At 66.5% G+C, this 24,906-nt stretch carries 16 protein-coding genes; 7 read left to right on the top strand and 9 right to left on the bottom strand.

Features of this window, described 5'->3' with window-relative positions:
* The 3 genes from E6K76_00220 to E6K76_00210 form a co-directional block, all read right to left on the bottom strand.
* Positions 1-3,446: ATP-dependent deoxyribonuclease subunit A (locus E6K76_00220; GenBank protein TMQ61001.1), on the bottom strand; the 3,446-nt coding region annotated here is incomplete at its 3' end.
* The gene (locus tag E6K76_00215) at positions 3,362-6,634 is read right to left on the bottom strand and encodes a PD-(D/E)XK nuclease family protein (protein ID TMQ61000.1); all 3,273 of its coding nucleotides are present in this window, start codon (positions 6,632-6,634) and stop codon (positions 3,362-3,364) included. The genes E6K76_00220 and E6K76_00215, both read right to left, overlap by 85 nt.
* Before the next feature lie 141 nt (positions 6,635-6,775).
* Entirely contained in the window at positions 6,776-9,571 is a 2,796-nt protein-coding gene (locus E6K76_00210) for a vitamin B12-dependent ribonucleotide reductase (GenBank protein TMQ60999.1), read from the bottom strand.
* A 361-nt stretch (positions 9,572-9,932) separates the two neighbouring features.
* Here E6K76_00210 and E6K76_00205 point away from each other — a divergent pair, with 361 nt between their 5' ends.
* From E6K76_00205 to E6K76_00185, 5 genes are all read left to right on the top strand, one after another.
* The gene (locus E6K76_00205) at positions 9,933-10,538 is read left to right on the top strand and encodes an ArsR family transcriptional regulator (GenBank protein ID TMQ60998.1); all 606 of its coding nucleotides are present in this window, start codon (positions 9,933-9,935) and stop codon (positions 10,536-10,538) included.
* 99 nt (positions 10,539-10,637) lie between these two features.
* Complete coding sequence (locus E6K76_00200; protein TMQ60997.1) at positions 10,638-11,051, top strand: hypothetical protein; 414 nt, start codon at positions 10,638-10,640, stop codon at positions 11,049-11,051.
* Positions 11,052-11,160: 109 nt separating this feature from the next.
* On the top strand, positions 11,161-13,134 hold the full coding sequence (gene acs, locus E6K76_00195; protein ID TMQ60996.1) for an acetate--CoA ligase: 1,974 nt from the start codon (positions 11,161-11,163) through the stop codon (positions 13,132-13,134).
* Between the two features lie 42 nt (positions 13,135-13,176).
* Positions 13,177-14,466 carry an amidohydrolase family protein gene (locus E6K76_00190; protein ID TMQ61002.1) on the top strand — a complete coding sequence of 430 codons (1,290 nt, stop codon included), beginning with the start codon at positions 13,177-13,179 and terminating at the stop codon, positions 14,464-14,466.
* A gap of 127 nt (positions 14,467-14,593) precedes the next feature.
* Positions 14,594-14,779: a hypothetical protein gene (locus E6K76_00185; GenBank protein TMQ60995.1), complete on the top strand. Its 186-nt coding sequence runs from the start codon at positions 14,594-14,596 to the stop codon at positions 14,777-14,779.
* A gap of 29 nt (positions 14,780-14,808) precedes the next feature.
* Here the strand turns inward: E6K76_00185 and E6K76_00180 are convergent, their stop codons facing one another.
* Together E6K76_00180 and E6K76_00175 are read right to left on the bottom strand one after the other, a co-directional pair.
* The gene (locus E6K76_00180; GenBank protein ID TMQ60994.1) at positions 14,809-15,792 is read right to left on the bottom strand and encodes a hypothetical protein; all 984 of its coding nucleotides are present in this window, start codon (positions 15,790-15,792) and stop codon (positions 14,809-14,811) included.
* Complete coding sequence (locus E6K76_00175) at positions 15,789-17,231, bottom strand: ImmA/IrrE family metallo-endopeptidase (GenBank protein TMQ60993.1); 1,443 nt, start codon at positions 17,229-17,231, stop codon at positions 15,789-15,791. The genes E6K76_00180 and E6K76_00175 overlap by 4 nt, the downstream gene beginning before the upstream one ends.
* A 118-nt stretch (positions 17,232-17,349) precedes the next feature.
* Here E6K76_00175 and aceB point away from each other — a divergent pair, with 118 nt between their 5' ends.
* Both aceB and aceA read left to right on the top strand, forming a co-directional pair.
* The gene (gene aceB / locus E6K76_00170) at positions 17,350-18,975 is read left to right on the top strand and encodes a malate synthase A (protein TMQ60992.1); all 1,626 of its coding nucleotides are present in this window, start codon (positions 17,350-17,352) and stop codon (positions 18,973-18,975) included.
* A gap of 53 nt (positions 18,976-19,028) precedes the next feature.
* Positions 19,029-20,387, top strand: coding sequence for an isocitrate lyase (gene aceA / locus E6K76_00165; GenBank protein TMQ60991.1), 1,359 nt, complete (start codon positions 19,029-19,031; stop codon positions 20,385-20,387).
* Positions 20,388-20,396: 9 nt separating this feature from the next.
* Here aceA and E6K76_00160 read toward each other — a convergent pair whose 3' ends face one another.
* The 4 genes from E6K76_00160 to E6K76_00145 are packed head-to-tail and all read right to left on the bottom strand — an operon-like array spanning position 20,397 to position 24,570.
* Positions 20,397-21,467, bottom strand: a complete 1,071-nt coding sequence (locus E6K76_00160) for an Ldh family oxidoreductase (GenBank protein ID TMQ60990.1) — start codon at positions 21,465-21,467, stop codon at positions 20,397-20,399.
* Positions 21,468-21,483: 16 nt separating this feature from the next.
* Complete coding sequence (locus E6K76_00155) at positions 21,484-22,728, bottom strand: hypothetical protein (GenBank protein TMQ60989.1); 1,245 nt, start codon at positions 22,726-22,728, stop codon at positions 21,484-21,486.
* Positions 22,725-23,828, bottom strand: a complete 1,104-nt coding sequence (locus E6K76_00150) for a cyanophycin synthetase (protein TMQ60988.1) — start codon at positions 23,826-23,828, stop codon at positions 22,725-22,727. Before E6K76_00150 ends, E6K76_00155 begins: the two co-directional genes overlap by 4 nt.
* Positions 23,829-23,853: 25 nt before the next feature.
* Positions 23,854-24,570 (bottom strand): RraA family protein, encoded by a 717-nt coding sequence (locus E6K76_00145; GenBank protein ID TMQ60987.1) that lies wholly within the window; start codon positions 24,568-24,570, stop codon positions 23,854-23,856.
* Positions 24,571-24,906: the final 336 nt, after the last annotated feature.

Here is a 24,906-nt window from a genome sequence, read left to right as displayed (position 1 = left end):
TCCTCGAACGCGAGATCGGCCTGGCCCTCGACAATGACTCCATCGTGGTCGCGCAGGGTCAAGGGTATCTCGCGGCGGCATCGACCTGATTTTGCGGCCGCCCGCGCTCGGTCCATGATCTCGTAGCCAAGCACTTCCGCCGCAAGTTTCTCCGCCGCCTCCCGTTCTTCGGCGGTCGCACCGAAGATTCGCGCCTGAAGGGCGCACGTATCGGAAGTCGTCGAGGCGTCCGCGTCGAGAGGAACCGTCGCGAGCACCGCGTGCATCAGGGACCCGAACCGAACTCCGGCAGGGCGGCCGGGCTGCCGGGCCGGTGTCAGGACCTCGACCGTAGGCTCCTCGTCGCGCGGCTTCGAGGTCGGACTTTCCTTCGCGCGCTTCGTCGCGGGCACGGGAACGAGGTGAGGGATCGCCGCGCGCCCGACCAGGCTCATCCGCCGCTCCAGCCAGTCGCGATGCCGGCGCTCGTCGCTCTTCATGACCGCCGCGTCGACGGCGGGATCCAGAAGCTCCGGATGAAGCACTCCCACGGGAGGGCGGCGCTCCGTCCGCAAGGTCGGCCACCACACGACGCCGTAACCACCCATCGCGTAGCGGCCCGGTGCGATTCCACCCGCTGACCCATCGGGATCCTGGATCGTCTCTGGATTGGGGCAGCCGGTCGGTCGCTCGGGTCGCGTGCCCGGATTGGGATAGATCGCGTCGTTCAATGGCGAGATCCACCACGGCATGTAGAGCCATTTCCCGTCCGCGGTTTGCTTGCCTTCTCCCCAACGCTGCTCCGCGACCGCCGGAACGACGAGGAGATCGCGGGCTCGTGTGGCCGCCACGTAGGTGAGCCGCTGTGCCTCGGCCAGCTCCCGGCGTTGCTCCGTGTCCTGGTGCTGGTGAAGCTCCCATGGAACACACGCCGCCAGGGTGAGCGCGCTCAGGCGGCGGCTCGAGTCGACGTGCCGTTCCGTGTTCTGCCAGGTCATCGACGCGGTGTAGTCGGCTAGGATGACCACGGGAAATTCCAAACCCTTTGCCTTGTGCACCGTCATCAACCGAACGCCTTCACTGCCTTCCTCGAGAATCGGGGCCTCTTCCCGCGCATTGGATGCCGCATCGGCGTCCAGCCGGGCGACGAGACTCCGGAACGAAAGCCCTCCGGCGCGCTCGTGGGCGCGCGCGCACTCGGTCAAATGCAATACGTTCGCCAAGACCTGCTCCCCGGAGGGCTGGAACGCGAAGCCGGCGTGCGCCCGCGTGCTCTCGAGCAGCGCGTGAATCGTATCCGCGACCGGCCGCGCGTTGCGGCTCCGATGCAGGTCTGCCAAGAGAGTCAGCGCGCCGGTGATCGGCTCGAGCCGCTCGGGAATCGAACCGCTCGGCAGCCGGAACGGGTGCAAACGACCATACCGGTGCCGGTACTCGAGGATCTCCTCATCGCCGATCGCGAAGAGAGGCCCGTGAAGCGTCGCGAAAACCGAGAGCTCATCGTCGGGCCACTCGAGCGCGGTGAGCGCGGTGCGCATCGCCTCCACTTCGCTGCGCGCGTGGAAGGATCGGCCGCCGACCAGGAGATGGCGGACGCGGCGCGCGTCCAGCTCAGCGACGTAGGGACGTGTGACCTCCTCGGAGAAGCGACGGAACAGAATGCAGACGTGCCGCGCCTCGACGGGAACCGGACCGTCCCGATCGCGCTCGGTGACCGTCCAACCGCTCTCGCCGAGCAGCCAGCCCAGGAACGACCCGATCGCGGCCGGAAGCACGCTCTCGAGCAGATCCCGCGTGATGGATCGCTCGCCGCGAGTCCCGGGAATCGGGATCACGATGAGCGCGGGCTGTAGCTCGTGAGCCGGCCGCACCGGGGTGAGAGGCACGTAGGCGGCCTGCTGGCTATCGAGATCGCCGTCCAGGCGCGATACGAAGGCTCGGTTCACCGCTGCCTGCAGATCGGGAACGGCGCGAAAGCTCGACGTCAGTTGAATGAAAAGCGCTCCCGCGCCCTCGAGCTGTCCCTTCACCCGCTCGTAGACGCCCAGGTCGGCCCGGCGGAATCGGTAGATCGCTTGCTTCGGATCGCCGACAACGAACAGGCTACCCGGCCTGGCATGCACGCGCTCCCAGAGCGTCTCGTTGGGATCGGCCGAGACGAGCAGGAGCAGGATCTCGGCTTGCAGGAGGTCCGTGTCCTGAAACTCGTCGATGAAGTAGTGCGAGAAGCGCTCCTGAAACTCGACCCGAATGTCCTTCCGGAGAACCAGATCTCGAGCCCGCACGAGCAAGTCGAGAAAGTCGAGCCTGCCATGACGGCGTTTCATCTCTTCGTACGCATCCAGCGCTCCCATGAGCTCGGCCTGAAGCAAGGTGGCGAGGTCGGCGTTGGCGCGTCGCGCGAATGTCTCAATGGCCTCGATCAATTCGGCGTGGGCGTTCAGGATCGTGGACCGGTCGACGGTCGCGCTGTAGCGCGTCGTTCGGCCACGACGCGCCTTGGCGAACGTTACCTTGTCGGCCACGGAACGACGGGGGAGTGCGACGATCTCAGCCTCGACCTGATCGCGATCCAGAAGCCCGGCGGCCTCCACCGCGCGGAGATCGCGACTCAGCGCGCGCGCGGGCTCCAGGTCGAGGTAGAGGAGATCCTTGGGATCGGCGGGCCCAACGCTCAGGTCCGCGAGCGAGTGGAGCCGCTCCAGCACGGTCTTGAGCTCGGCATCGCGATCGAACGCCTCGTGTCGCCACGGCGAAGAGAGGTCACGCCATTCGGCGAGCCGCCAAGCCGCGACCCGCAAACCCTCGATCGGCCCCTCTCCTCGACGCTGGGCCTTCCGTCTCAGGCTTCGACGAATTCCTGGTGGTGGATTCTCCAATACGCGCTCGAACCAACCCCGGAAGGAGCGCGCGAACATCTCTTCCGAATGCCGCTCGGTGAGGACTTGAAACGCGGGGTCGACGGCGGCCTCCACGGCGCGCTCGCGAAGGATCTCCGCGCAGAACCCGTGGATGGTGCCCACCCAGGCCTCCTCGAGGTGCGCGATCGCATGCTCGAGCCTCGGGTATTCGTCGCTCCCGGCTGGCGCATTCTTGCGCGCGAGCTCCAGCCCCGCGCGGATCCGAAGCTTGATCTCGCCTGCCGCCTTCTCCGTAAAGGTCATGGCCACGATGCGGTCCACCGTTGTCCGCCCGCGTGCGAGCACCGCGACGATGCGATGGACCAGCTCCGTAGTCTTTCCGGTTCCGGCGGCAGCCTCGATGACCACGTTCCGGTCGAGCTCGGACACGATCCGTTCGCGCTGGGCCGCGTCTTCGAGGCCCTTGGGGGAAGCGCTCTTCGGGGAAGGGACGAGACGAAGCGAAGGTGGGGTGCGCGGAGTCATTGCAGACCCCGCAGCTCGAATAGCGGCTCCAGCGGAGCACGATCCTTGACGTGCCAGCGACTCTGCTCGGTGGGGCCGCATACCGAGCGAAAATCGCAGAAGGCGCAAGCGCCATCCAGCGGCGCCGGATGCAGGAGCCCTTTGGAGATCGCTTCGTTGATGATCGTGAGCGCGAGCGCCGCTTGGGAGCGCTGGTAGGGTCCGATCTCGACAGGCAGGGTCGTGAAGCCTCCCCGGGTCGTGCAAAAATCGAGGCGCGCCTGTCGCACGGGGCGATGCAGCATCCACTCTACCGCAAGCGCGTAGAGCATAGGCTGCAGCATTCGGCCGCCGGCCAGGACGGCCTCGCGCGGGAAATGGTTCGCTCCGGTCTTGTAGTCCGTGATCCGGAGCGCGCTCCCATCGGTCGCAACGTCGATGGCGTCGACAGCGCCGTGCAGCCTCCAGCTCCCGTCGATCGCGGCCGGCTCGGGATGTCCCGCCGCGCCGTTCGCCGGCGTTCCGAAGCCGAACTGGTATTCGACATGAAGCGGTTCCCACTGCCGCGCTTCATCGACGAGCCGCCCCAGCCATCGCCGCGCGTCGATCCGTATCTCGCGCATCTCGTCCTCCCAAACCCGGGGGATCGCTGGGGCAAGATCCTCGCGCCAACGCGAGCTCACGCGATGGAGCGTGGCGTCGAGGACTTTTGTGGCTTGGTCGAGCCGTTCGGCTGCGGGAGGGAGGAGCCCCGACTTCTCGAGCGCGCGGATCGTCTCCGCCAGGACCTCATGGATGATGCTGCCGCGAAGCATCGGGTCGAGCTGGATGATCGCGGTGGGTTCTTCCCGCGGCTCAAGCCGATGGATCGTTCCGAGCAGAAACTTGTAGGGGCACGTCGCGTAGCGCTCGAGCCCGGTTACGGAATAGACACGATGCTCCGGTGAGTTCGCGGCCAGGGCATCGGCGATCTGGGGAGTGGTCCGAACCAGACCGTCGTGCGGCTCCCACACGTGCCGCCACCGGGCACGGCGGGCGCGAAGCGATCGCGCCAAGTGCGGGTTGAGCCCGAACAGGTAGCGAGCCCGGCCGCGGGTCGCACCGTCGTCCGAGCGCCGGAACAGGTCGCCGATCACGGCAAGGTCGTGCTCGGCCGCGTCGACCGCCCGCTCGGGATCCTCAGGCGCCGGCCAGGCAAGCCGCGCCGCGCCGGAGGCCGCTGCGTCCCGCGCGAATTGCTCCGGCTCCGGGAGATCGCCGGTCACCGCGCGGACGAGGTCGAGTCCGTAGAAGGAGGGTACGCGAGGGCGTCCCTCGGCGGTGTCGATTCGTGGATATGAGAAGACGACGCGTCGTTCGGCCGCGCCGACCGCAAGTAGGAGACGCAGGCGCTCGCGCTGTACGCGCCGTTCCTTGCGGGGAAGGGATGGAGCGCTTTCCTCACGGACGCGGTCGAGAAGGAGCGGATCCTCGCGAACCGGGAAGGGGAAGGAGCGCTCCGCAAGACCCGGGATGAACACAACGTCGAAGCTCCGGCCACGCCCTCCTTCGGGGGAGGCGACGAACACCCGCCCGAACCGGTGCGCGGGCGAGTCGTTCTCGAGCGAGGCCAGCCGGGGTTGCAGGACCACCTGCACCTCCTCGATGCCGACCGGACCGACCGATGCCATGGGGCGGAGCTCGGCCAGAAGCTCGAGGACGCGCGTGGGGCGACGCAGGACCCGGGGCGCGAGCTGAGCCAGGGCATCCAGCCATTCCCCCCAGGCCGCCGAGGCGGGTAGGGAATCCAACACCTCGATCACAGGAAGGGCGAATCGCTCCAGGTGACCTAGCTGCGTCAGGTCACGCTCCACGCCGGCGAGCGGACCTGGATCGCGCTCCTGGACGCGGAGAGTGTCACGCTTCAACTCGAGCTCTCTTCTCAACCCGCGCAGTCGTCGCTCCCAGCGTGAGCGCCCCCCGATGACCGCGGCCTCGACCAGAAGCTCCTCCCATTTCCACGGCGCCCTCAGGGTTCCTGCGAGAACAGGACGCTCATCGGCGTCCGGCGGGCCCGGTGGAGGCTGGACTTCGCGCTCCTCGAACAGGGATGTCTGTTGCGCTCGTAGCGGAGCGGCGGTGGCGAGCACTTCCTCGGCCGCCGGAGTCCACTCCGGGCCGTCGCTCGGTGGCGCGCCGTCCGGATCCGGATCGGGCACCTGCCCGAACGACAGGTATTCGGCGAAGCGCCGGGCGGATAGCCCCTCCGAGCGGCAAGCGAGAAGCGCCAGGAACGCGCGACCGGCGGGGTCCGGGCGGCGCGCTCCCCGATCGAAGTAGGCCGGAACGAAGGCACGCCGGAAGGCCGCGACAAGATGATCGACGTAGGCTTCGGGGTTTCTCAGGAACACGGCGATGCGGTCTAAGGGGACCCCCTGGGCCGCGACGTCGAGAATGCGCCGGGCGATCTCGATCGACTCCCGGGCTTCGCCCGGGGCGGAAAACCACTGCACCTTGTCGTCTGCTTGACCTCGCGGCGGGGCGCTCACCGAAAAGAGGTGCGCGCGCAGCCGGTCGACGGCCCCGGCGGCCGGCGTGTCGTCTTGGCGCTCCGCGCCCAGCGCGAGGAGCGCTTCCAGTGTCTCCTCGTCGTTCTTCGGCACGGTCGCGATCGCATGACGCGCCCGGCCGAGCAGCGCCCGGTGAAAATCGCGTTCCACGACGGTCTGAATCGGGACATCGAGGAGTACTACGGCCTCCGGTAGGTCATCGGGCCGATTCTCGTTCAGCGCCCGGGTCGCCAGCTCATAGAGGGCCGAGGCATCGCAGAGTAGATCCTGATCGAGCCTCTCGGCGTAGACGGAGACGATTCGGGAAAGATCTTGTGCGCCCGGACTCTTGAGCTCACCGGCAGGGATTCGCGCGCCCCGGAGCTCATGGAGGGTCCCGGCCAGCGCCGCTGGAAATCCGGGGAACTCGATCACCGGTGCAAGGGTGCGCAGCTCGCGGCGCGCGTGCACCTCGAAGGCGGCTCGCGTGGCCACCGCCTGGACGGCAAGACCTGTCGCCGGGGCCAAGCCCCGTTCGGTCATTGCTGGAACCGCGAGACGGGCGGCGAGCTGTAAGGGGCTGGCCCTCTGGATCCCGAACGTGGCCCGGCGGGACAGGGTCAGCTCGCGGACTAGATCGTCGGCCGCCTCGCGGGTCGCCCCGAGTACCAGGATCTCGGCCTTGCCCGCGTGTTCCCGGATGAAATCGAGAGCTGCCCGGAGCCGGTTGTGGCTGGAAGGGGAGACGAATGCTCGAATCATGTCTTGCGGATCCTACACCCTGGCGGGAGGTCCGGATTCCGCCGAGAGCTGCCTGCCGGAGGGCACCCACAGAGTGGGCGCCCCCGGCGGGATGGATCTACGTCGACGGCGGGTCTTACCCAGAGGGCGTGACCGAGTCCCTCACGCGCACCCGCTCGTGGCTCCGCAATTCAGGCACGAATAGCACGCGCCGCGGCGCACCATGATCGCGCCGCAGTCGGAGCAGGGAGGCGCGTCCGCCTGGGAGACGAAGGAGCGGTCGTCCTCGAACGCCTCGTTGCCGTGGCCGTTCCCGCCGTTGATGAGCGAGAGCTGTGTGTCCGCGACCGCCTGGACGCCGCCCGCCTCGAGTGGGTCCTCCTTCGCGGCCTCGTGCGCGACGGTCGCCGGCGCGTACCCCAGGAATTTGACGCCGAGCCAGCGGAAAATATAATCGACGATCGACTTCGCGATCGGTATATCCGGGTTCTTCGTGAAGCCGTGAGGCTCGAACCGCACATGGCTGAACTTGTTCACGTAGAGCTGGAGCGGCACGCCGTGCTGGAGCCCCAACGATACGGCCGTCGCGAAGGAATCCATCACGCCGGAGAGCGTGCTCCCCGCCTTGGCCATCACGATGAAGATCTCACCCGCCGTGCCGTCCTCGTACATGCCCACGGTGAGATAACCGTCGTGGCCCGCAACCGAGAACTTGTGCGTGATCGACTTCCGCTCGTCCGGGAGCCTCCGCCGCCTCGGCTGCGCGGCCGGAGCCGGGGACGCACCCCGGTCTTCCTTGCCGGTCGAGAGCGGCTGGCTCCGCTTCGATCCGTCACGGTAGATCGCGATCGCCTTGAGCCCCGCCTTCCACGCGGCCACATAGGCGTCCGCGATATCCTGCGGCGTCGCTGCCTCCGGCATATTCACGGTCTTGGAGATCGCGCCGGAGACGAACGGCTGCACGGCCTCCATCATCCGGATGTGGCCCATGTGATGGATCGTCCGGGTTCCGCTCTTCGGCTTGAAGGCGCAATCAAAAACGGGGAGGTGCTCTTCCTTGAGCCCCGGCGCTCCTTCGATCGTCTCGTGCTCGTCCACGAACTGCACGATCCGATTCACCGCATCCTCCCCGTAGCCGAGACGACGCAGCGCCTCGGGCACCGTGTTGTTCACGATCTTGAGCATCCCGCCTCCCGCGAGCTTCTTGTACTTCACGAGGGCGATGTCGGGCTCGATGCCGGTCGTGTCGCAATCCATCATGAAGGCGATCGTGCCGGTGGGCGCGATCACCGTGACCTGCGAGTTCCGGTAGCCGGACTCGGCGCCGAGCGCCGCGCACTCCTCCCAGGTTGCCCGCACCGCATCCATCAGGTCGCGGGGCAGGGCGCGCGAGTCGATTCGATCCACGTGCGAGCGATGCTTGGCGATGACGCGCAGCATCGGCTCGCGGTTCTTCGCGAAACCGGGAAAGGGCCCCGTCACGGCGGCGATGCGTGCGCTGGTCGCGTACGCGTGCCCGTGCATGAGGGCGCTCAGAGCCGCCGCGACCCCACGCCCCTGGTCACTGTCGTAGGGGATTCCCCACGACATGAGGAGCGCGCCCAGGTTCGCGTAGCCCAGACCGAGCGGCCGGTAGTCATGGCTGTTCCGCTCGATCGCCGGCGTGGGATAGGACGCGTTATCGACGATGATTTCCTGGGCCAAGATCATGGTCTCGACGCCGTGCTTGTAAGCGTCGGCGTCGAAGCTCTTGTCCGGGCGCAGGAATTTCATGAGGTTCAGGGAGGAGAGATTGCACGCGGAGTCGTCCAAGTGCATGTATTCCGAGCATGGGTTAGAAGCGTTGATACGTCCGCTGTTTGGAACTGTATGCCAATCGTTGATCGTGGTGTCGAACTGGATGCCGGGGTCGCCGCACTGGTGCGCCGCCTCGGCGATCATGCGCATGAGGTCGCGCGCCCGGTAGGTGTCGATGACCTCGCCATTCGTGACCGCCTTGGTCGACCAGGCGGCGTCTTTTTCGAGCGCGTGCATGAACTCGTCGGTCACGCGGACGGAGTTGTTGGAGTTCTGGAAGAAGATCGAGGAGTAGGCGGGACCGTTGAGCGAGGGATTGTAGCCCGAGTCGATCAGCGTCCAGGCTTTCTTCTCCTCCTCGGCCTTGCACTTGATGTATTCCACGATGTCCGGGTGATCGACGTTCAAGATCACCATCTTCGCGGCCCGGCGCGTGCGGCCTCCGGACTTGATGACGCCGGCGAACGCGTCGAACCCCTTCATGAAGGAAACCGGCCCCGAGGCCGTGCCGCCTCCCTGGATGTGCTCCTTTGAAGAGCGGAGCGAGGAGAAATTCGTTCCGGTTCCCGAGCCCCATTTGAAGAGGAGCCCTTCGGTCTTCGCAAGGTTCAGGATCCCCTCCATCGTGTCGGCCACCGAATTGATGAAGCAGGCCGAGCACTGCGGCTTCGCCTCCACGCCGCAGTTGAACCAGACCGGGCTGTTGAAGGAGGCCTTCTGGTGGAGGAGCAGGTAGGTGAGCTCGTCGGAGAACGACTGGGCGTCGAGGTCGGACGCGAAATAGCCCTGCTTCCGTCCCCAATCCGCGATGGATCGGACCACGCGCCCGATCAGCTGCTTGACCGAGCGCTCGCGCTGGGGAGTCCCCATCTGCCCGCGAAAATACTTCGAGGCCACGACGTTGGTCGCCATCTGCGACCAGAACTTGGGGAACTCGACGTCCCGCTGCTCGAAAACAACCTGGCCCTGTTCATTGGATATGATCGCGGTCCTCAGATCCCACTCGACCTCGTCGAAGGGATGTGAGCCCGCGCGGGTGAACACCCGGGGAAAGCGGAGCCCGCCCCTCTTCTCGACCCCGAACTCCGGCTTACCCTGGACGCTCATTGCGGTGCTTCCTTCCATAGTCGCCAACCCACTCAACCCCAGCTCCCTCTCCATCTCGTTCCCCTCTCTTGGCGCAGTGCCCGCCTCCCTTAATGGCCACCCTTGCGGCCCCCCGGCCCGACCGTCCCCGGCCGGCGGCTCCCTCAGGAGCCGGGGTCGCACTCTAGCGTAGGGGGTGAGAACGCCGTCAAGAAAAAACACAAGATGTTGGGGTCCACAGAGATTGTACCTCAATCTATTGACGTTGAAAAGGGCTTCGCGATGCGGATTCTGGGGTATGCCGGGCCGGTTTGGAGCGTCCTCATGGGCGATGCCTGAGCTCGGGTCCGGACCCCAATGCTTGCGCTTGACATATATACAAATTAAATTGTACAATAAATATTGTTTGAATATAGCCCTGCATTGGAGATACGGAATGCGCGACGTAATGCTCATCGAGAAGACGGAACAGGCGGGAGCGCTCCTCAATCCAATCCGGATGGAGCTCTTGAGGCTCGCCGGCGAGCCCCGCACCTGCACCGAATTGGCGGACTCGCTCGGCGAGTCGCCGCAGAAAATCTACTACCACGTGAAAGTCCTGGAACGCGCGGGCGCGATCGAAAAGGTGGAGGAGAGGCGGGTGCGCGCGATCCCCGAGGGGCTCTACCGCGCGACCGCGCGTTCGTATTGGCTCTCTCCGACGCTTGTAGGGAAGATCGGCGGGGCGCGCCGGGCCCGCGACCAGATGAGCCTGGGTTTTGTCCTCTCGCTCGCGGAAGAGCTGCAGGCGGATGTCGGCCGCTTGGCCCAGGAGGAACAGGGGGAGATCCCCTCGCTCGGGTTTTCCGCGCAAGTGCGTCTCGCGAGGCCCGTCGAGCGGGCAGCGTTTCTGCATGATGTTCAAGAAGCCATCCAATCCATCGCCATGAAGTACGGGACGACGAGCCCGCCGCCCCATGCGTCGGACGCAGCTCCCGACACCTTCCATTTGATCCTCGCCTGTTATCCACGACCGGAGGAAAGGAACGCGGCGGCGCCCTGATGGGCCGTGGAAAGAAAGGTGCCTTCCTATGGCGATGGGTTCAGTAGAATTACCTCGCCACCCGGCCAGCCGGTGGCCGGGTACGTCAAGGAGGCGTGTATGCGAAGGCTTATCATCGTGTCTGCATCAGTCGCGCTTGCCTTTCTCGTCCTGGGGGCGGCGCCCGCCCATTCCCGCCACGTCAAGGCATCGCTTCAGCCCGTGAACGGATCCGGCATCGGTGGGTTTGTGAACCTGGAAGGGCTGCCGAAGGGAGGAACCATCATCACGGTGCACGCGACCGGGCTCACGCCGGGCACCGAGTACCTGTCGCTTTACTACGAGAACCATATCTGCGAGCTGGAGCCTTACTCCGCGGACGACGTGATTGGACACTATGTGGGGAACGCGGCCGGAACCGCGACCGTCAACTCGAGGGTGGGGGACGATCTGGATGAGATCAACTCGGTCTCGGTTCGTACCGCGGGCGATTTCACGCTCCGGGCATGCGCCGACACCCATCCGGGCGAGTGAGACGCCCGGGCGATTCCTAGACCGATTCGCAGCGTAGCTTCGGGCGCCGCGGCGCCTCCGGGCGTTCCGCGGCGCGCCGGGGTTTGTCGAGTACTCCGGGGGTCCCTCCATGGCGAGCAAGAATCCATCCAGCGGGTCCGGCTCGAGGGCCGCCATCGACGCGCTCCTGGAAGAGCGTCGTTCCTACCACTCGTCGAACGAGTTCCGAGATAAAGCCACCATCCGGGACGAATCGATCTACGCGCAGGCCGCCGCGGATCCCGAGGGATTCTGGGGCAAGGTCGCCGGCGAGCTGGATTGGTTCGTCGCGTGGAACCGCGTCCTCGAGTGGAAGGTGCCGGACGCGAAGTGGTTCACGGGAGGAAAGCTCAACGTCTCGTATAACTGCCTCGACCGGCACATCCGCGGCGCGCGCCGGAACAAGGCGGCCCTCATCTGGGTCGGGGAGCCCGGGGACCGCCGCACGCTCACCTACTGGGATCTCTATCGCGAGGTGAACAAGTTCGCGAACGCCCTTCGGAAGCTAGGCGTCGCGAAGGGGGACCGCGTCGCGCTCTATATGCCGATGGTGCCCGAGCTTCCGATCGCGATGCTCGCGTGCTCGCGCCTCGGCGCGGTGCACAGCGTCGTTTTCGGTGGATTCAGCGCGGAGGCGCTCCGCGACCGGATCAACGACGCCCAGGCCAAAGTGCTCATCACCGCGGACGGGGGATGGCGGCGCGGGCAGATCGTGCCGCTGAAGCGCGACGCGGACGAAGCGCTCCAGGGTGCGCCGACGATCGAGCACGTCGTCGTCGTGAAGCGAGGCGACTTCGCGGTCCACATGAACGAAGGCCGGGACCATTGGTGGCACCGGCTCATGGACGGCATCTCCGACCACTGCTGGCCGGAGCCGATGGATGCCGAAGACATGCTCTACATCCTCTACACCTCCGGCACGACCGGCAAACCCAAGGGGATCGTGCACACCACCGGAGGCTACCTCACCGGGGTCTACGCCACGACGAAGTGGGTGTTCGATCTCAAGGAGGAGGACGTCTTCTGGTGCACCGCCGACATCGGGTGGGTGACGGGGCATTCGTACGTGGTCTACGGACCGCTCGCCAACGGGGCGACCGTCGTGATGTACGAGGGCTCCCCCGACTGGCCGGACAAGGACCGCTTCTGGCAGATCTGCGAGGAGCTGGCGGTCACGGTCTTCTACACCGCTCCGACCGCGATTCGCGCGTTCATGAAGTGGGGAACCGAGTGGCCCAAGAAGCACAGGCTCGTCTCGCTCAGGCTGCTCGGCACGGTGGGGGAGCCGATCAACCCCGAGGCTTGGGTCTGGTATCACGAGCACATCGGCGGCGGCAACTGCCCGGTGGTGGACACGTGGTGGCAGACCGAGACCGGCATGATCCTGATCTCGCCGCTCCCCGGGATCACCGCTCTCAAGCCCGGGTCCGCCACGAGGCCGCTCCCCGGAATCGAAGCCGACGTCGTGAACGAGCAGGGGGAATCGGTCAAGGTCGGAGGCGGATACCTGGTGCTCCGGCGTCCATGGCCCGCGATGCTGCGGGGCATTTACGGCGATCCCGAGCGTTACCGACAGCAGTACTGGTCGCGCTTTCCGGGGGTTTATTTCACGGGGGACGGCGCGAAGCGCGATGCGGACGGCTATCTCTGGCTGCTGGGGCGGGTGGACGACGTCATGAACGTCGCGGGGCACCGGATCAGCACCATGGAGGTGGAGAGCGCGCTCGTGGATCACCCTTCGGTCGCGGAGGCCGCCGTCGTGGGCCGGAATCACGATCTCAAAGGGACCGCGATTTCGGCGTTTGTCACGATCAAGGAAGGGAAGCACTCCGGCGCCGATCTCGCGGACGAGCTGAAGGAGCACGTCGTGAAGAAGATCGGCAAGATCGCCCGCCCCGAGGAAATTCTGTTCACGGCGGATCTTCCGAAGACCCGCTCGGGCAAGATCATGCGCCGTCTGCTCCGCGACATCGCCGAAGGCAAGGCCGTCGGGGACACGACCACCCTCGCCGACCCCGCCGTCATCACGCGCCTCAAGACCAAGTACGAGGAGCAGGAGAGCTAGGGCGTGGGCATCCGCGCCTGGTGCGTTCTCGTCGCGACCGCACTGGGAGCCGCGCCCTCTCTCTCCGCGGTTTCGACCGCGCAACCGTCTCCAGCGCCATCCACGGCCCGCGTCAAGGCGATCCACTTCGAGAAGCTGATCGACGGCAAGGGTCATACGCTCACGGACGCCCTGGTCGTTGTCGAAGGGGATCGCGTCCGGTCGGTCTGCTCCTACACGGCCGCGAAGGTTCCGGACGACGCCGAGCGGATCGACCTCGCCCGCTTTACCGGCATTCCCGGCCTGATCGACGCGCATACCCACATGACCTACTACTGGGACCGGACGCCCGGTACGAGGCCGTGGGCTGAGCTCAACGCGCGGCCGCCGATGCAGACGATGTTTCTGGCTCAGGAAAACGCGCGGAGGACGCTCGAGGCCGGCGTGACCACCGTGCGCGACCTGGGATCGTTTCAGTACATGGACATCGCCATGCGCGACCTCATCAACCGGGGCGCGATGACGGGACCGCGGATGTTCGTGGCCGGGTACGGCCTCTTCCCCACGTACACCCCGTATCAGGACGCGCCGCTGCCTCCCGCCGGGGGCCTGGCGGACGGCGTCGAGCAGGTCATGCGGGCGACGAGGCAGCAGATCGCGGCCGGAGCCGATGTCGTGAAGATCTATGGCTCGACGGGCAGCGCCGACGACGTGACCGGATACCAGACCTACACCTTCGAGGAGATGAAGGCGGCGGTGGATATCGCGCGCCAGCGCGGCAAGCGGGTCGCAATCCATTCCTACGGGCCGGACGGCGCCCGCGATGCGGTCCGGGCCGGGGCGACGTCCGTGGAGCACGCGATCGACCTGGACGATGCGACCCTTCGCGAGATGGCGCGGCGCGGTGTCTACTACGTGCCGACGGTCGATCACAACCGCTACTACGCCGAGAACAGGGAGGCGTTCGGGTACAGCGACTCCGTGGCCGCGCGGCTCGACGCGTATCGCTCCCGAAATCTGGAAACCGTGCGCCGTGCGATCAAAGCGGGGGTCAGGATCGCGATGGGTTCGGACGCGGTCTTCACGATGTTCGGCGAGAATACGCGCGAGCTGGGCTGGTTCGTGAAGGCCGGAATGACCCCCGCGCAGGCGCTCGCGACCGCGACGACGAACGGCGCCGCCCTCCTCGGCATGGAGAAGGAGCTGGGCGCCGTCGCGCCGGGCTACTACGCGGACCTCGTTGCGGTCGAAGGGGACCCGACAGCCGATATCCGCGCGGTCATCGAGCGCGTTCGCTGGGTGATGAAGGGCGGGAACGTGGTCGTGGATCGCGCCCACCCGAAGGCGCCCTAGCGGATTCAAGAAAGCGGCCCCGGCTGCCGAATCTTCCTGTGTGCCGCGTCCGAGCAAAGGAGCCCAGACCGCCGAATCCTCGCGTCTGCGTCATTCGAGCATACGAGGGGTCGGAGTCCGCTACTTGTTGGCCCTGACGCTCCCGATCACCGGCGTCGCTCTGGTGCTCTACACGGTGGCCCAGCTTTTCGGGTTTTCCCTTCGGGACGCGCAGACCCCCGCCCGGCGCGTCCCGGCGGTCGCGGGCTGGGTGATCCCGTTTCAGCCGCCTGCGTTGCCTCCCGGCGCGGAGACCGCGTCTCCTAGGAAGTAGCCGGGGGCGCCGCGCGGGCCGCCCCGCCGCTACCGGCCCCCCGGGTTCAGGCCGAGCCGCCTGAGATAGCGCTCGTCCCCTTCGCCGTGCAGCTTCCAGTAGCTCGTCCGGGTCGATCCCTGGAGGTCGCCGGAATCGTTGCTCTCCGACGACAGGTGTGTTCCGGCGCCCGTCGCCTGCCTCCATTCCCACCGCACGACGCGGTGCGGGTAGGCGCGATCGACGAAAAAAAGCCCCTCGGGGCCGTCTTGGATTTTCACGGAATAGACGAAGCAGATGAACCGGCCGGCTGGGACGGTGACCGCCCGCGCCGCGGCGAGCCTTTCGATGCGCGCGTCGGTCCAGCGGAGCGGCTGGTGCGTGAGCCGTCTCCGGAACGCGCTCGGCAGAAATGGCACCGTCTTGGCCTGACCCGGCCGGAGATAGTCTCCGGAAAGCCCGCGCAGCCGGATGAAGAGCTCCTCCTCCATGAGTCCGCCCTTCGGGTGCCGCACTTCCTGGCTCGTCGATTCGTCCTCGAAGTAGCTCGAGAGCCTCTGGCTTACGAGCCCCGGGTCGACGCGTAGCTCCTCGTAGACGTTCCCGCACCACTCCATGCTCGCGAAGGAGGCTTTCACCGGGTCGAAATCCTCGCTTCGCACGAAAAGGGAGGTCATCGTGTTGTAATCGTAAATTCCGGTCTGGAAGTCGCGGATCAGGTTCAGCTTGAGCACGTCGAACGTATCTTTGGGATTTCGGGAGGCGTCATCCACTTTGACCCGCTTCGAGCGGCTGAAGGGCTCGGTGACGTAGATCGCGGCGCATTGTCCGCGACGGAGCTGCCCGTAACGGGTCACGCTGTAGCGGTACCCGTCCAGCTCGGCCTTCCCGTCGTGCCAATAGGACCCGAATGGGGGATCCGCCGCGGGCAGGGGCGCCGCGGACACGGCCGGACTCGCGCCCGCGGGCGGCGCGTGGGCCCCGGCGAAGAGGAGCGCGATCGTGAAAACGTGGCGTGCGGATCTCGGGGTCACGGCTGCTCCTCCTGGGCCGGGGCGTAGAACGAAATGCCGCGCACATTCTCGTCGATCCGGAGAGGGTTGTGCATCGATGGGAACGCGCGCGCCCCGCAATCAAGCCGCTCACAGAGGCGACAGGTGATCCCCGCCGGAATCACGCCGGCCGGATTGGAGAGGTCCATCCCATCCGCGTAGACGAGCTGGCGCGCCGAATCGATGTCGCAACCCAGCTCGATGGCGTAGAGGATCTCGGGCGCATGGAATCCGCCACGGTGCTTGCGAATCGTGCGGCCGATGGAAAAGAAGGTTCTTCCGTCCGGAAGGCGTGAGATCTGGACCCGGATGACGTTGGGACGGAGGAAGGCCGCGTGCACGTTCCAAAGAGGGCACAGGCCGCCGAACCGCGGAAAGTGGAGCCCGATGGCGCTGAACTTCTTGGAGATGTTGCCGGCGATGTCGATGCGGACCATGTAGAAGGGAACCCCCTCCGCCCCCCTCTTCTGCAAAGACGTGAGGCGGTGGCAGACCTGCTCGTAATTGGCTCGGAATCGATGCTGGAGCAGATCGAGGTCATAGCGTTCCTGCTGGGCGGCTCGGAGGAATTCCTCGTAGGGCATCAGCACCGCGGCGGAGAAGTAATTCGCGAGCGCAACCCTGCATAAAGCGCGCGCTTCGTCGGAGGTGAGCTCGGGCTCGCGGGCGATGCGATCGATCAGGTCGGAGCCGTCGAGCAACCCGATCTGGTAGGCGAGCTGGAAATTGCGCGACCCGCGTCGGAGCACTTCGGAGATCTGGAGCTTGCGGCGCTCCGGATCAAAGCGGCGTACGGCCGACCCCATCTCGCCCACCTTGAGCACCTGGACGTCGACCCTGTGCTTCGACTCCAAATAGCGAGCCAGGGAACCGAAGAGATCCTCTCCCTCGAGGCGGGCGTCCTTCCACAGCCGCTCCGCCTGGGCCTCCAGCTCCGGGAAGTGGTTTCGATAACGCTGGATCAGATCGGTCACCTGCTCCGAGGCCATCCCGCCCCGGTCGATGCCCGTGAGGTCCTGCCGATCCAGGACCTGCGCGGCGAGCGTCGCGGCGGAGCCGCGGGTTTCGACGAACGAGTGATGGAGGTGGAGCACCGCGCGGGCGACCTCGGGGTTCGAAGCGACGAATTCGCGGGTCTCGGACTCCGAGGGAGCGTTCCCCTCGAAGACCGGATCGCCGAACACCTCCATCAGGATGGCGGCGAGCTTGGTGTCCTCTCCAGGGGCGAAGGATTTGAGGTCGAGGTCCGTGAACTGCGCCAACTTGATCAGGAGATTGGCGCTGACCGGCCGGCGGTCATGCTCGATGAGATTGAGATAGCTCGTGGATACACCGAGCCGCTCCGCCATCGCGGTCTGCGTCAGGCTTTCCCTGAGCCGCAGGGCTCGGATCCGTTTTCCTAAGTGCTGGATGGACCGCATTCTTGGATTTTACTGATTTTAACTATTTACAGCAACATTTAACTAACTGTTACCATCTTAACTAATTATTTTACAGATACTTATTGTTGATCCGCTGTTTGGATGTTAATATGTGTACATGGCAATTCGGAACGCACCCCCAGCGCGGGCGCTCGCGATCGAAGCGCGCGTGAGGGCGGGATTCGAGCAGGTTCTGAACGCGGAAGCGCTCGTCTTTCTGGAAGAGCTCGCGCGTCGCTTCGCGCCGCGGATAGAAGAGGCGCTGAAAAATCGCGACCAGCGCCTGCTGCGTATCGCGAGCGGGGAGCCGCTCGATTTCCTGGCGGAAACAGAGCCGATCCGGGCAGGCGCATGGCGCGTCGCCCCGATCCCGCGAGACCTCACGCGACGGACGGTGGAGATCACGGGGCCGACCGACCGGAAGATGGTGATCAACGCGCTCAACTCGGGCGCCGATCTCTTCATGGCGGATTTCGAGGACGCGAATTCCCCGACCTGGGATAACCTCATCGAAGGGCAGCTCAACCTCCGCGACGCGGTTCGCCGACGGCTCTCCTTCGACGATCCTTCCACGGGCAAGCAATACCGTCTCCATGAGAAGACCGCCGTGCTCCTGGTGCGCCCTCGCGGGCTCCACCTCCCCGAGCGCCACGTCACTTTTGAAGGACGGCCGATTCCGGCGAGCCTCCTGGATTTTGGCCTCTATTTCTTTCACAACGCCCACGAGCTCTTGGCCCGGGGAACGGGACCTTATTTCTACCTCCCGAAGCTCGAAAGCCATCGCGAAGCGCGGATCTGGAACGACATCTTCCTCTACGCGCAGGAAGCGCTTCGCATCGGACGCGGCACGATCAAGGCGACGGTGCTGATCGAGACTCTCCCCGCGGTCTTCGAAATGGACGAGATCCTCTATGAGCTGCGAGAGCACTCGGCCGGGCTCAACTGCGGACGGTGGGATTATATCTTCAGCTTCATCAAGACGCGCCAGCACGATCCCGCCGCGGTGCTGCCCGACCGCTCCCAGGTGACGATGGAGCAGCCCTGCATGCGCGCCTACACGCAGCTGGCCGTGCGCACCTGCCACCGGCGCGGCGTCCATTCCATGGGCGGGATGGCCGCCCAGATCCCGATCAAGAACGATGAAGCGCGGAGCAAGGCGGCTCTGGAGAAGGTCCGCGCGGACAAGCTCCGCGAGGTGCGTGACGGCCACGACGGAACGTGGGTCGCGCATCCGGGTCTGGTGCCGGTCGCGCGTGAAGTCTTCGAGGCGCACATGAAGGGTCCGAATCAGCTCGAGCGGCTCCGTGAGGACGTTCGCGCGACCGCCGCGGACCTCTTGCGTGTACCTCAAGGCACGAGGACGGAGGAAGGGTTGCGGCTCAACGTCAGGGTCGGAATCCAATACATCGAATCCTGGCTGCGCGGGTCGGGATGCGTCCCGCTCTACTCGCTCATGGAGGACGCCGCCACGGCCGAGATCTCGCGCGCCCAGGTATGGCAGTGGCTTCGCCACGGCGTGGCGCTCGAAGACGGCCGCCGGGTGACGCCGGAGCTGATCGGCGCTGTCGTCGACGACGAGATGAAGACGATCGAGCGGGAGGTGGGGTCCTCCCGGTTTGAGGCGGGACGCTTCGGCGAAGCCCGCGCGCTCTTCGAGCGGATTTCCACCGCGCAATCGCTCGAGAATTTCCTGACGCTCCCCGCATATCAAGCTTTGGATCGCGGCTCCGTCGAGTCCGCCTAGGAACAATCACGATGAGCACGAACAAGATCGCCCCAGCCAGAGGAGAAGCCCGCATGTTGACAACGCGCACAAGGCGACAAACCTGGAACCGAACCGCTCCTGAAAAGAAGAATACGAACGGCCGCACCGTGAAGGCCGGGCCTACATCGAAGGGCCGATGGGACGGCATTACGCGGCCTTACTCCGAGGAGGATGTCGCGCGGCTCCGCGGCACGGTGCGCGTCGAGCACACGCTCGCGCGGCTTGGGGCGCTCAGGCTCTGGGACCTCCTGACCACGCAAGAATACGTCGCGGCGTTGGGGGCGCTGACCGGAAACCAGGCGGTGCAGCAGGTGAAGGCGGGGCTCGACGCGATCTACCTGAGCGGCTGGCAGGTCGCGGCCGACGCCAATCTTGCCGGGCAGACCTATCCCGACCAGAGCCTCTACCCGGCGAACAGCGTCCCCAGCGTCGTCCGCCGCATCAACCAGGCGCTCCTTCGCGCGGATCAGATCGAGCATGCGGAGGCGATGGAGCGGGGGAAGGGAAACGGCGGCCCGAACGGACACGCCGGACGCCACTGGCTCGCGCCCATCCTCGCCGACGCGGAGGCGGGTTTCGGTGGCCCGCTCAACGCGTTCGAGCTGATGAAGGGAATGATCGAAGCCGGCGCCGCCGGGGTCCACTTCGAGGATCAGCTCTCCTCGGAGAAGAAATGCGGCCACCTGGGCGGCAAGGTGCTCATCCCGACCGGCGCGTTCATCCGCACCTTGGTCGCGGCGAGGCTCGCGGCGGACGTCCTGGACGTCCCGACGATCATCGTCGCGCGGACCGACGCCGACAGCGCGAAGCTCTTGACGAGCGACGTGGACGAGCGCGACCGCGAGTTTTTGACAGGGGAGCGGACCGCGGAGGGGTTTTACCGGATTCGGGGCGGGCTATCGTGCGCGATCGCGCGCGCATTGGCCTACGCGCCCTACGCCGATCTCCTCTGGTGCGAGACCTCCACGCCCGATCTCCGCGAGGCGCGCGAGTTCGCCGAGGCGGTGCACGCCCGCTTCCCGGGCAAGATGCTCGCCTACAACTGCTCGCCTTCGTTCAACTGGAAGGCCAAGCTCGATCCCGCGACCATCGCGAAGTTCCAGCGAGAGCTTGCCGCGATGGGATACAGATTCCAGTTCGTGACCCTCGCGGGGTTCCACGCGCTGAATCACAGCATGTTCGAGCTGGCGCGCGCGTACCGCGAACGGGGCATGGCGGCCTACTCCGAGCTTCAGGAGGCGGAGTTCGCCTCGGAAGCCCACGGATATTCGGCCACCCGGCACCAGCGCGAGGTCGGCACCGGTTACTTCGATCAGGTGATCCAGGTCATCACGGGAGGGAGCTCCTCGACGGTGGCGCTCCAGGGCTCGACGGAAAAAGCACAATTCTGATTTGGGTTTCTACCCCGCGATGTCCGACTCTCCGCGGAGGGGCGCGACGCCCAGGTCCCGCGCGAGCTCGTCCAGGGATCGCCTGATCTCGTCCTCGATGGGTATTCCCTGGCTCGCGTAGGCCATCAGGTACTCCTGGCGGCGCGCCCCCGGCACGCGCACAGGCGATGAAACGTCCTGCGCCGGCGAAGCCGCGATCCATGTGAGAAGCCGATCCACTCGCGTCAGGAATTCATCGGCCGGCATGAAGCGCTCGATTTCGATCGCGAGGAAGAAGTGCCCGACATCGGCCGGCCGGTCCCACGTATGAAAGAGCGAGCCCACCTCGTGACCAAAGGCCCCCCCGGAAAGAAGCCCGCTCAAGATCTCCACCACGATCCCGAGCCCGAACCCTTTGGGCCCGGCCGCGGGGAGCATGCCCCCCAGCTCGGCCGCGGCGGGATCCTGCGTCGGCATCCCCGCCGCGTCCAGGGCACAGCCGGCGGGTAAGGGCTCACCTTTCTTTCGCGCGTCTCGCACCGCGCCGCCGCTCAGAGCCGCCGTCGAGAAGTCGACCAGAATCGGCCCGCCGCCTCGCGTGGGGCAGGCGAAGGCGATCGGGTTCGTTCCCAGGACCGGCTTCGTTCCTCCGTGGGGAGCCACCTTCGGAAAGGCATTCGTGCCGGTGATCCCGAGCAGGCCCGCCTCGGCGGCTCGCGCGCCGTAGTAGCCGGCAGCGCCGTAGTGGTTGCTGCGGCGCACCACCACGAAGCCGATGCCCTCCGTTCTGGCCGTCCGGATCGCCCGGTCCATCGCGACGCTCCCCGCGAGCTGCCCGAACCCGTTGTCCGCGTCCAGACGGTGCGCGGCGGGGGCGAAGGCCTCCCAGGTCATCCGGGCGGGCGACCGGATCAGCCCACGTCGAAGGCGCAGCGCCAGGATCGGCAGACGGTCGAGGGCCCAGAGATGGAGCCCCCGGAGACCCGCCCAGAGAAGCGCCCCGGACACGACCGCCGCTTCCCCGTCGTCGGCGCCGGCCGCCACGAGGACCTCCTTCGCGAAGCGATCGTGCTCCGCCGATATGACGCGTAGCGGAGTCATGGCCTCCGACGGGAACTCACACTATTTCGGGCCACCTCTGCGTCGCGTCGGGCGCGCCGCGTAGGGGGAGGATGCGGGAGGCGATCCGCACGGCGCGGCTCCTCAGTCCCAGTCCCAAGCGGGCCAGGGTGGGCCACGGATCGGTCCAACGGAACACCAACAGTTGTTGGCGACGCAGAAGACTCCGGGCCCACGTAGACCAGCTCAGCTCGCCCCGGCGGTGCGCGACGCGAAACGCACGGAAGTCATCGACCGGCCGGAGAACATGGACGCCGACCTTGTAGGTGCCCAGCGGCGGGAGGGCCCGATGGACCAGTCGGTTGTAGACCAAGAGGGAATGATCGATGCCGCTCAGCCGGAGAAGCTCGTTGATAAAGACGACCCTGGGATTGCACTCGATCAGCTTGAGCTGGCCGTCGCGCGGATCCTGCTTGAACTCCACGTTGGCCATGCCGCGGTGCCGGGCCCCGCGCAGGAACTGCAGCCCGAGCGTGATGACATCGGGATTCCAATCGGACACGTGATAGGTCCCGAGCCCGCACCCGTTCGGAAACTGCCGAATCTTCCTCTTCGTGAAGTGGAAGAGCGGTTCACCCGACTCGTCCATATAGGTGAAGTAGCTTCGATACGCGTCCTCCGGACCGGGGATGATCTCCGTGATGAAGACCTCGAGCCCCCGCCCGAAAACCAGTCCGAGCGCGTCGAGGAGCCCGTCGCGGTTGCGCGTCACGAGGAGCTTGTGGAAGGGGAAGTGTCTTTGAAAGCGGTGGGAGTGCCTGGGCTTCACGGCGCAGGGATAGGTCAGGTCGCGGAGGGAAGCCGCCTCCTCCACGCTCCGCACCGGCCAGATCCGCGGCGCGGGAACCCCGGCTTCCCGCGCCAGGGCGTAGGTCGCCTCCTTGTCGAGCAGCGCGAGCAGGATCGCGTCGTTCGCCTCGATCAGGACGTAGCGCCGCTCGAGATCGCTCCGGCGGCGCGCGACCAGCTCGAGGCCGTCGTCCTCGCACGGGATCACCACGGCCCCCCTGAGCTCTTCGCCGGCCCTCTGCATCAGGAAGTCGAGCCATTGCGTTTGTCGATCCTCCGCTTTCGGCAGGGGGATCCACTGGGAATGGCGTGAGAACCGGAGGTGGCTGGTCCTGGGGGCGATGGCATAGACCCGGACCCCGCGGGGGCGAAGGCTGCGCGCGATGGAGAGCGCACCCGCGCTTCCTCCGATGAGGATCACGGACGGAAGCCCCGGAGGCATCGCCGCGCTCATCGCTCGGCGCCCCGGGCGCCGTCGGCCCGCCCGAGGAGGCGCTCGAGCACCAAACCGGCCACTCTCGCGCCGCGCCCGGGGTCGCCGAGTCGGCAGTGCATATGGAGGCCCGGCGTCGTGTTGACCTCGTTGATGATCCCGCCGGATTCGGCCAGGGAGGCCCCCAGGGAAGCCGTGAGGACATCCACCCCCGCAAGCCGCACGCCGAGACATGTCGCGGCGCGAGCGCCCTCTTCCGTCAATCCTGGTCCGAGCTGCGTCGTCACGCATTCGTTCTCGGACTCGCTGTTCTCGTTGGGGACGGTCTTGACCGCGAGCGAGAGGCCGGCCGGTGCCACGCTCCGAAGGCCGAAGCCCTGATTTCGCAGCGTGGCGCGGCAATCAGGATCCACGGAGATGAGCCACGAGGAGGCGACGCCCGCCCGCTCCATCCGCCTTCGGTTCTCGGCGTGGATCAGCTGCCGCACCGTCGACCGCCCGTCTCCCACGACGTGGGGCGGACGCCGCCGGACCGCGTCCAGAAGCTCGCCGTCCAGGTAGAGGAGCCGGTAGCTCTCGCCGGGGTGCTGCCGCTCGATCAAGAGCTGGCGGTCGAGGGCAGAAGCGAAGACCGCCGCGTGAACGAGGTCACGCCGCGTCCGGACACGCGTCGTCACGCCGGCCCCGGCCCCGGTGCCGGCCGCCGGCTTGACGACACAGTCCGTCTTCACCTCGTCCAGGAATTGAATTGCGTCGCCGATCGTCGCCAACGAGAAGGCACGGTGGCGCGGAACCGGCAAACCCCGCGCCGACAGGAGACCGTGCACGAGAGGCTTGTTTGCCGCGATGCGGAGCGTAACGGGGTCATCGAGCGGAACAAGGCTTTGCCAGACACGTGTCACACGATCGCCCCGCCTGATTTCGTAGAATCCGTCGGTCAGCTCGCTCAGCTCGGCCCCGACGATCCGAGCTGATTCGCGCCACAACGCGCCGTATAGGGTGTTTCGAGCCTGATCCATGCGGCCCCGGAGGGCGCCGCGGCGCTCGCGGAGCTTCAGCATGATCCAGGCGCCCGAGCGGCGGAGCTCCAGGGCCCATGGAGCCGGACCAGGGCCGTTCACGTGGATACCCCCCGGCAATCCTCGCCTACGACTCCTCGATTTCACAGCCCCCCTCGGCGAGGATCCGGTCCACCCACGCGTTGGAGAACTGGCCGCGCGCGACGGCCGCCACGTAGTCCGCTTCGGCTTTCTGTCGCTCGCGAAGGCGCCGCACGAGGAGCGCGGCGTACTCCCGTGGAACGACGACGACGCCGCTCTCGTCGCCGACGATGATGTCCCCAGGATGGACGACAACGCCACCGCACTGGATGGGGTGGTTGATCTCGCCGGGGCCCCGATGGAGGGGACCGATCGGCGTCGCCCCCCGGGCATAGACCGGGTAGCCCAGGGTCAGGACGCCTGCGAGATCGCGGATGTACCCGTCGACGACGAATCCGGCGAGGCCGCGGTGCCTCGCCTTGGTGCAAACCAGGTCGCCCAGGACCGCGTTCATCGAGGAGCCGCCCGCGTCCACGACGACGACGTCGTTCGGGGCCGCAATGTCGAGCGATTTGTGAACCATGAGGTTGTCGCCCGGGAAGACCTTGACCGTGCAGGCCGGGCCCAGAATACGCTGGCGCCCCGGGGTGAGGCATCGGATCGCCGGCGACATCGTATAGAGGCGGTTGAGTCCGTCGGATATGACCGCCGTCTGGAACTCGCCGATGGCCGCGACCAATTCTGCGGTCGGTCGGGCGATGGTTTTCCGGATTCGAAAGCCTGGCCCCGGGTGCATTTCGGCAGTCATCGGCTTGCTGGCCATGGGAAGCCTCCGTGGGGGAGGCCCCTGGGGTTCGGCTCCCCACCTGCGGGCCCTGATCCGCTGAACGCGTGCCGGACCGCGTGGAAGGCTGCGGAGCCGGCGAGGCGCGGTTTTTTGAGGTACCCCCACTACTATTATGCGCCGATTTCGGCTCCGGCTCAACCCGAACCGCGTCTCAGATCCCCAGCCCTTGCGCCGCGAGGGTGGCGGCCTGCGAGCGAAATGCCTTCAGATCCTTGTGGCCGCCCGCGTGGATCGAGTTCGTGAGGAGCACGAAGTAGGCGTCGTTCCTGGGATCGATCCACATCGAGACCCCTGTGAAGCCAGAGTGTCCGA

This window comes from Candidatus Eisenbacteria bacterium, assembly GCA_005893275.1.
In the GTDB taxonomy this organism is placed as follows: Bacteria; Eisenbacteria; RBG-16-71-46; order SZUA-252; family SZUA-252; genus WS-7.
Note: the sequence above shows the minus strand (reverse complement) of the source record. Positions and strands in the feature narration are given on the sequence as shown.

Excerpts from the sequence above, each read along its gene's own strand:
- E6K76_00215 (TMQ61000.1), bottom strand. The coding sequence starts at position 6,634 with ATGATTCGAGCATTCGTCTCCCCTTCCAGCCACAACCGGCTCCGGGCA.
- E6K76_00210 (TMQ60999.1), bottom strand. The coding sequence starts at position 9,571 with ATGGAGAGGGAGCTGGGGTTGAGTGGGTTGGCGACTATGGAAGGAAGC.
- E6K76_00205 (TMQ60998.1), top strand. The coding sequence starts at position 9,933 with ATGCGCGACGTAATGCTCATCGAGAAGACGGAACAGGCGGGAGCGCTC.
- E6K76_00200 (TMQ60997.1), top strand. The coding sequence starts at position 10,638 with ATGCGAAGGCTTATCATCGTGTCTGCATCAGTCGCGCTTGCCTTTCTC.
- acs (TMQ60996.1), top strand. The coding sequence starts at position 11,161 with ATGGCGAGCAAGAATCCATCCAGCGGGTCCGGCTCGAGGGCCGCCATC.
- E6K76_00175 (TMQ60993.1), bottom strand. The coding sequence starts at position 17,231 with ATGCGGTCCATCCAGCACTTAGGAAAACGGATCCGAGCCCTGCGGCTC.
- aceB (TMQ60992.1), top strand. The coding sequence starts at position 17,350 with ATGGCAATTCGGAACGCACCCCCAGCGCGGGCGCTCGCGATCGAAGCG.
- aceA (TMQ60991.1), top strand. The coding sequence starts at position 19,029 with ATGTTGACAACGCGCACAAGGCGACAAACCTGGAACCGAACCGCTCCT.
- E6K76_00160 (TMQ60990.1), bottom strand. The coding sequence starts at position 21,467 with ATGACTCCGCTACGCGTCATATCGGCGGAGCACGATCGCTTCGCGAAG.
- E6K76_00155 (TMQ60989.1), bottom strand. The coding sequence starts at position 22,728 with ATGAGCGCGGCGATGCCTCCGGGGCTTCCGTCCGTGATCCTCATCGGA.
- E6K76_00145 (TMQ60987.1), bottom strand. The coding sequence starts at position 24,570 with ATGGCCAGCAAGCCGATGACTGCCGAAATGCACCCGGGGCCAGGCTTT.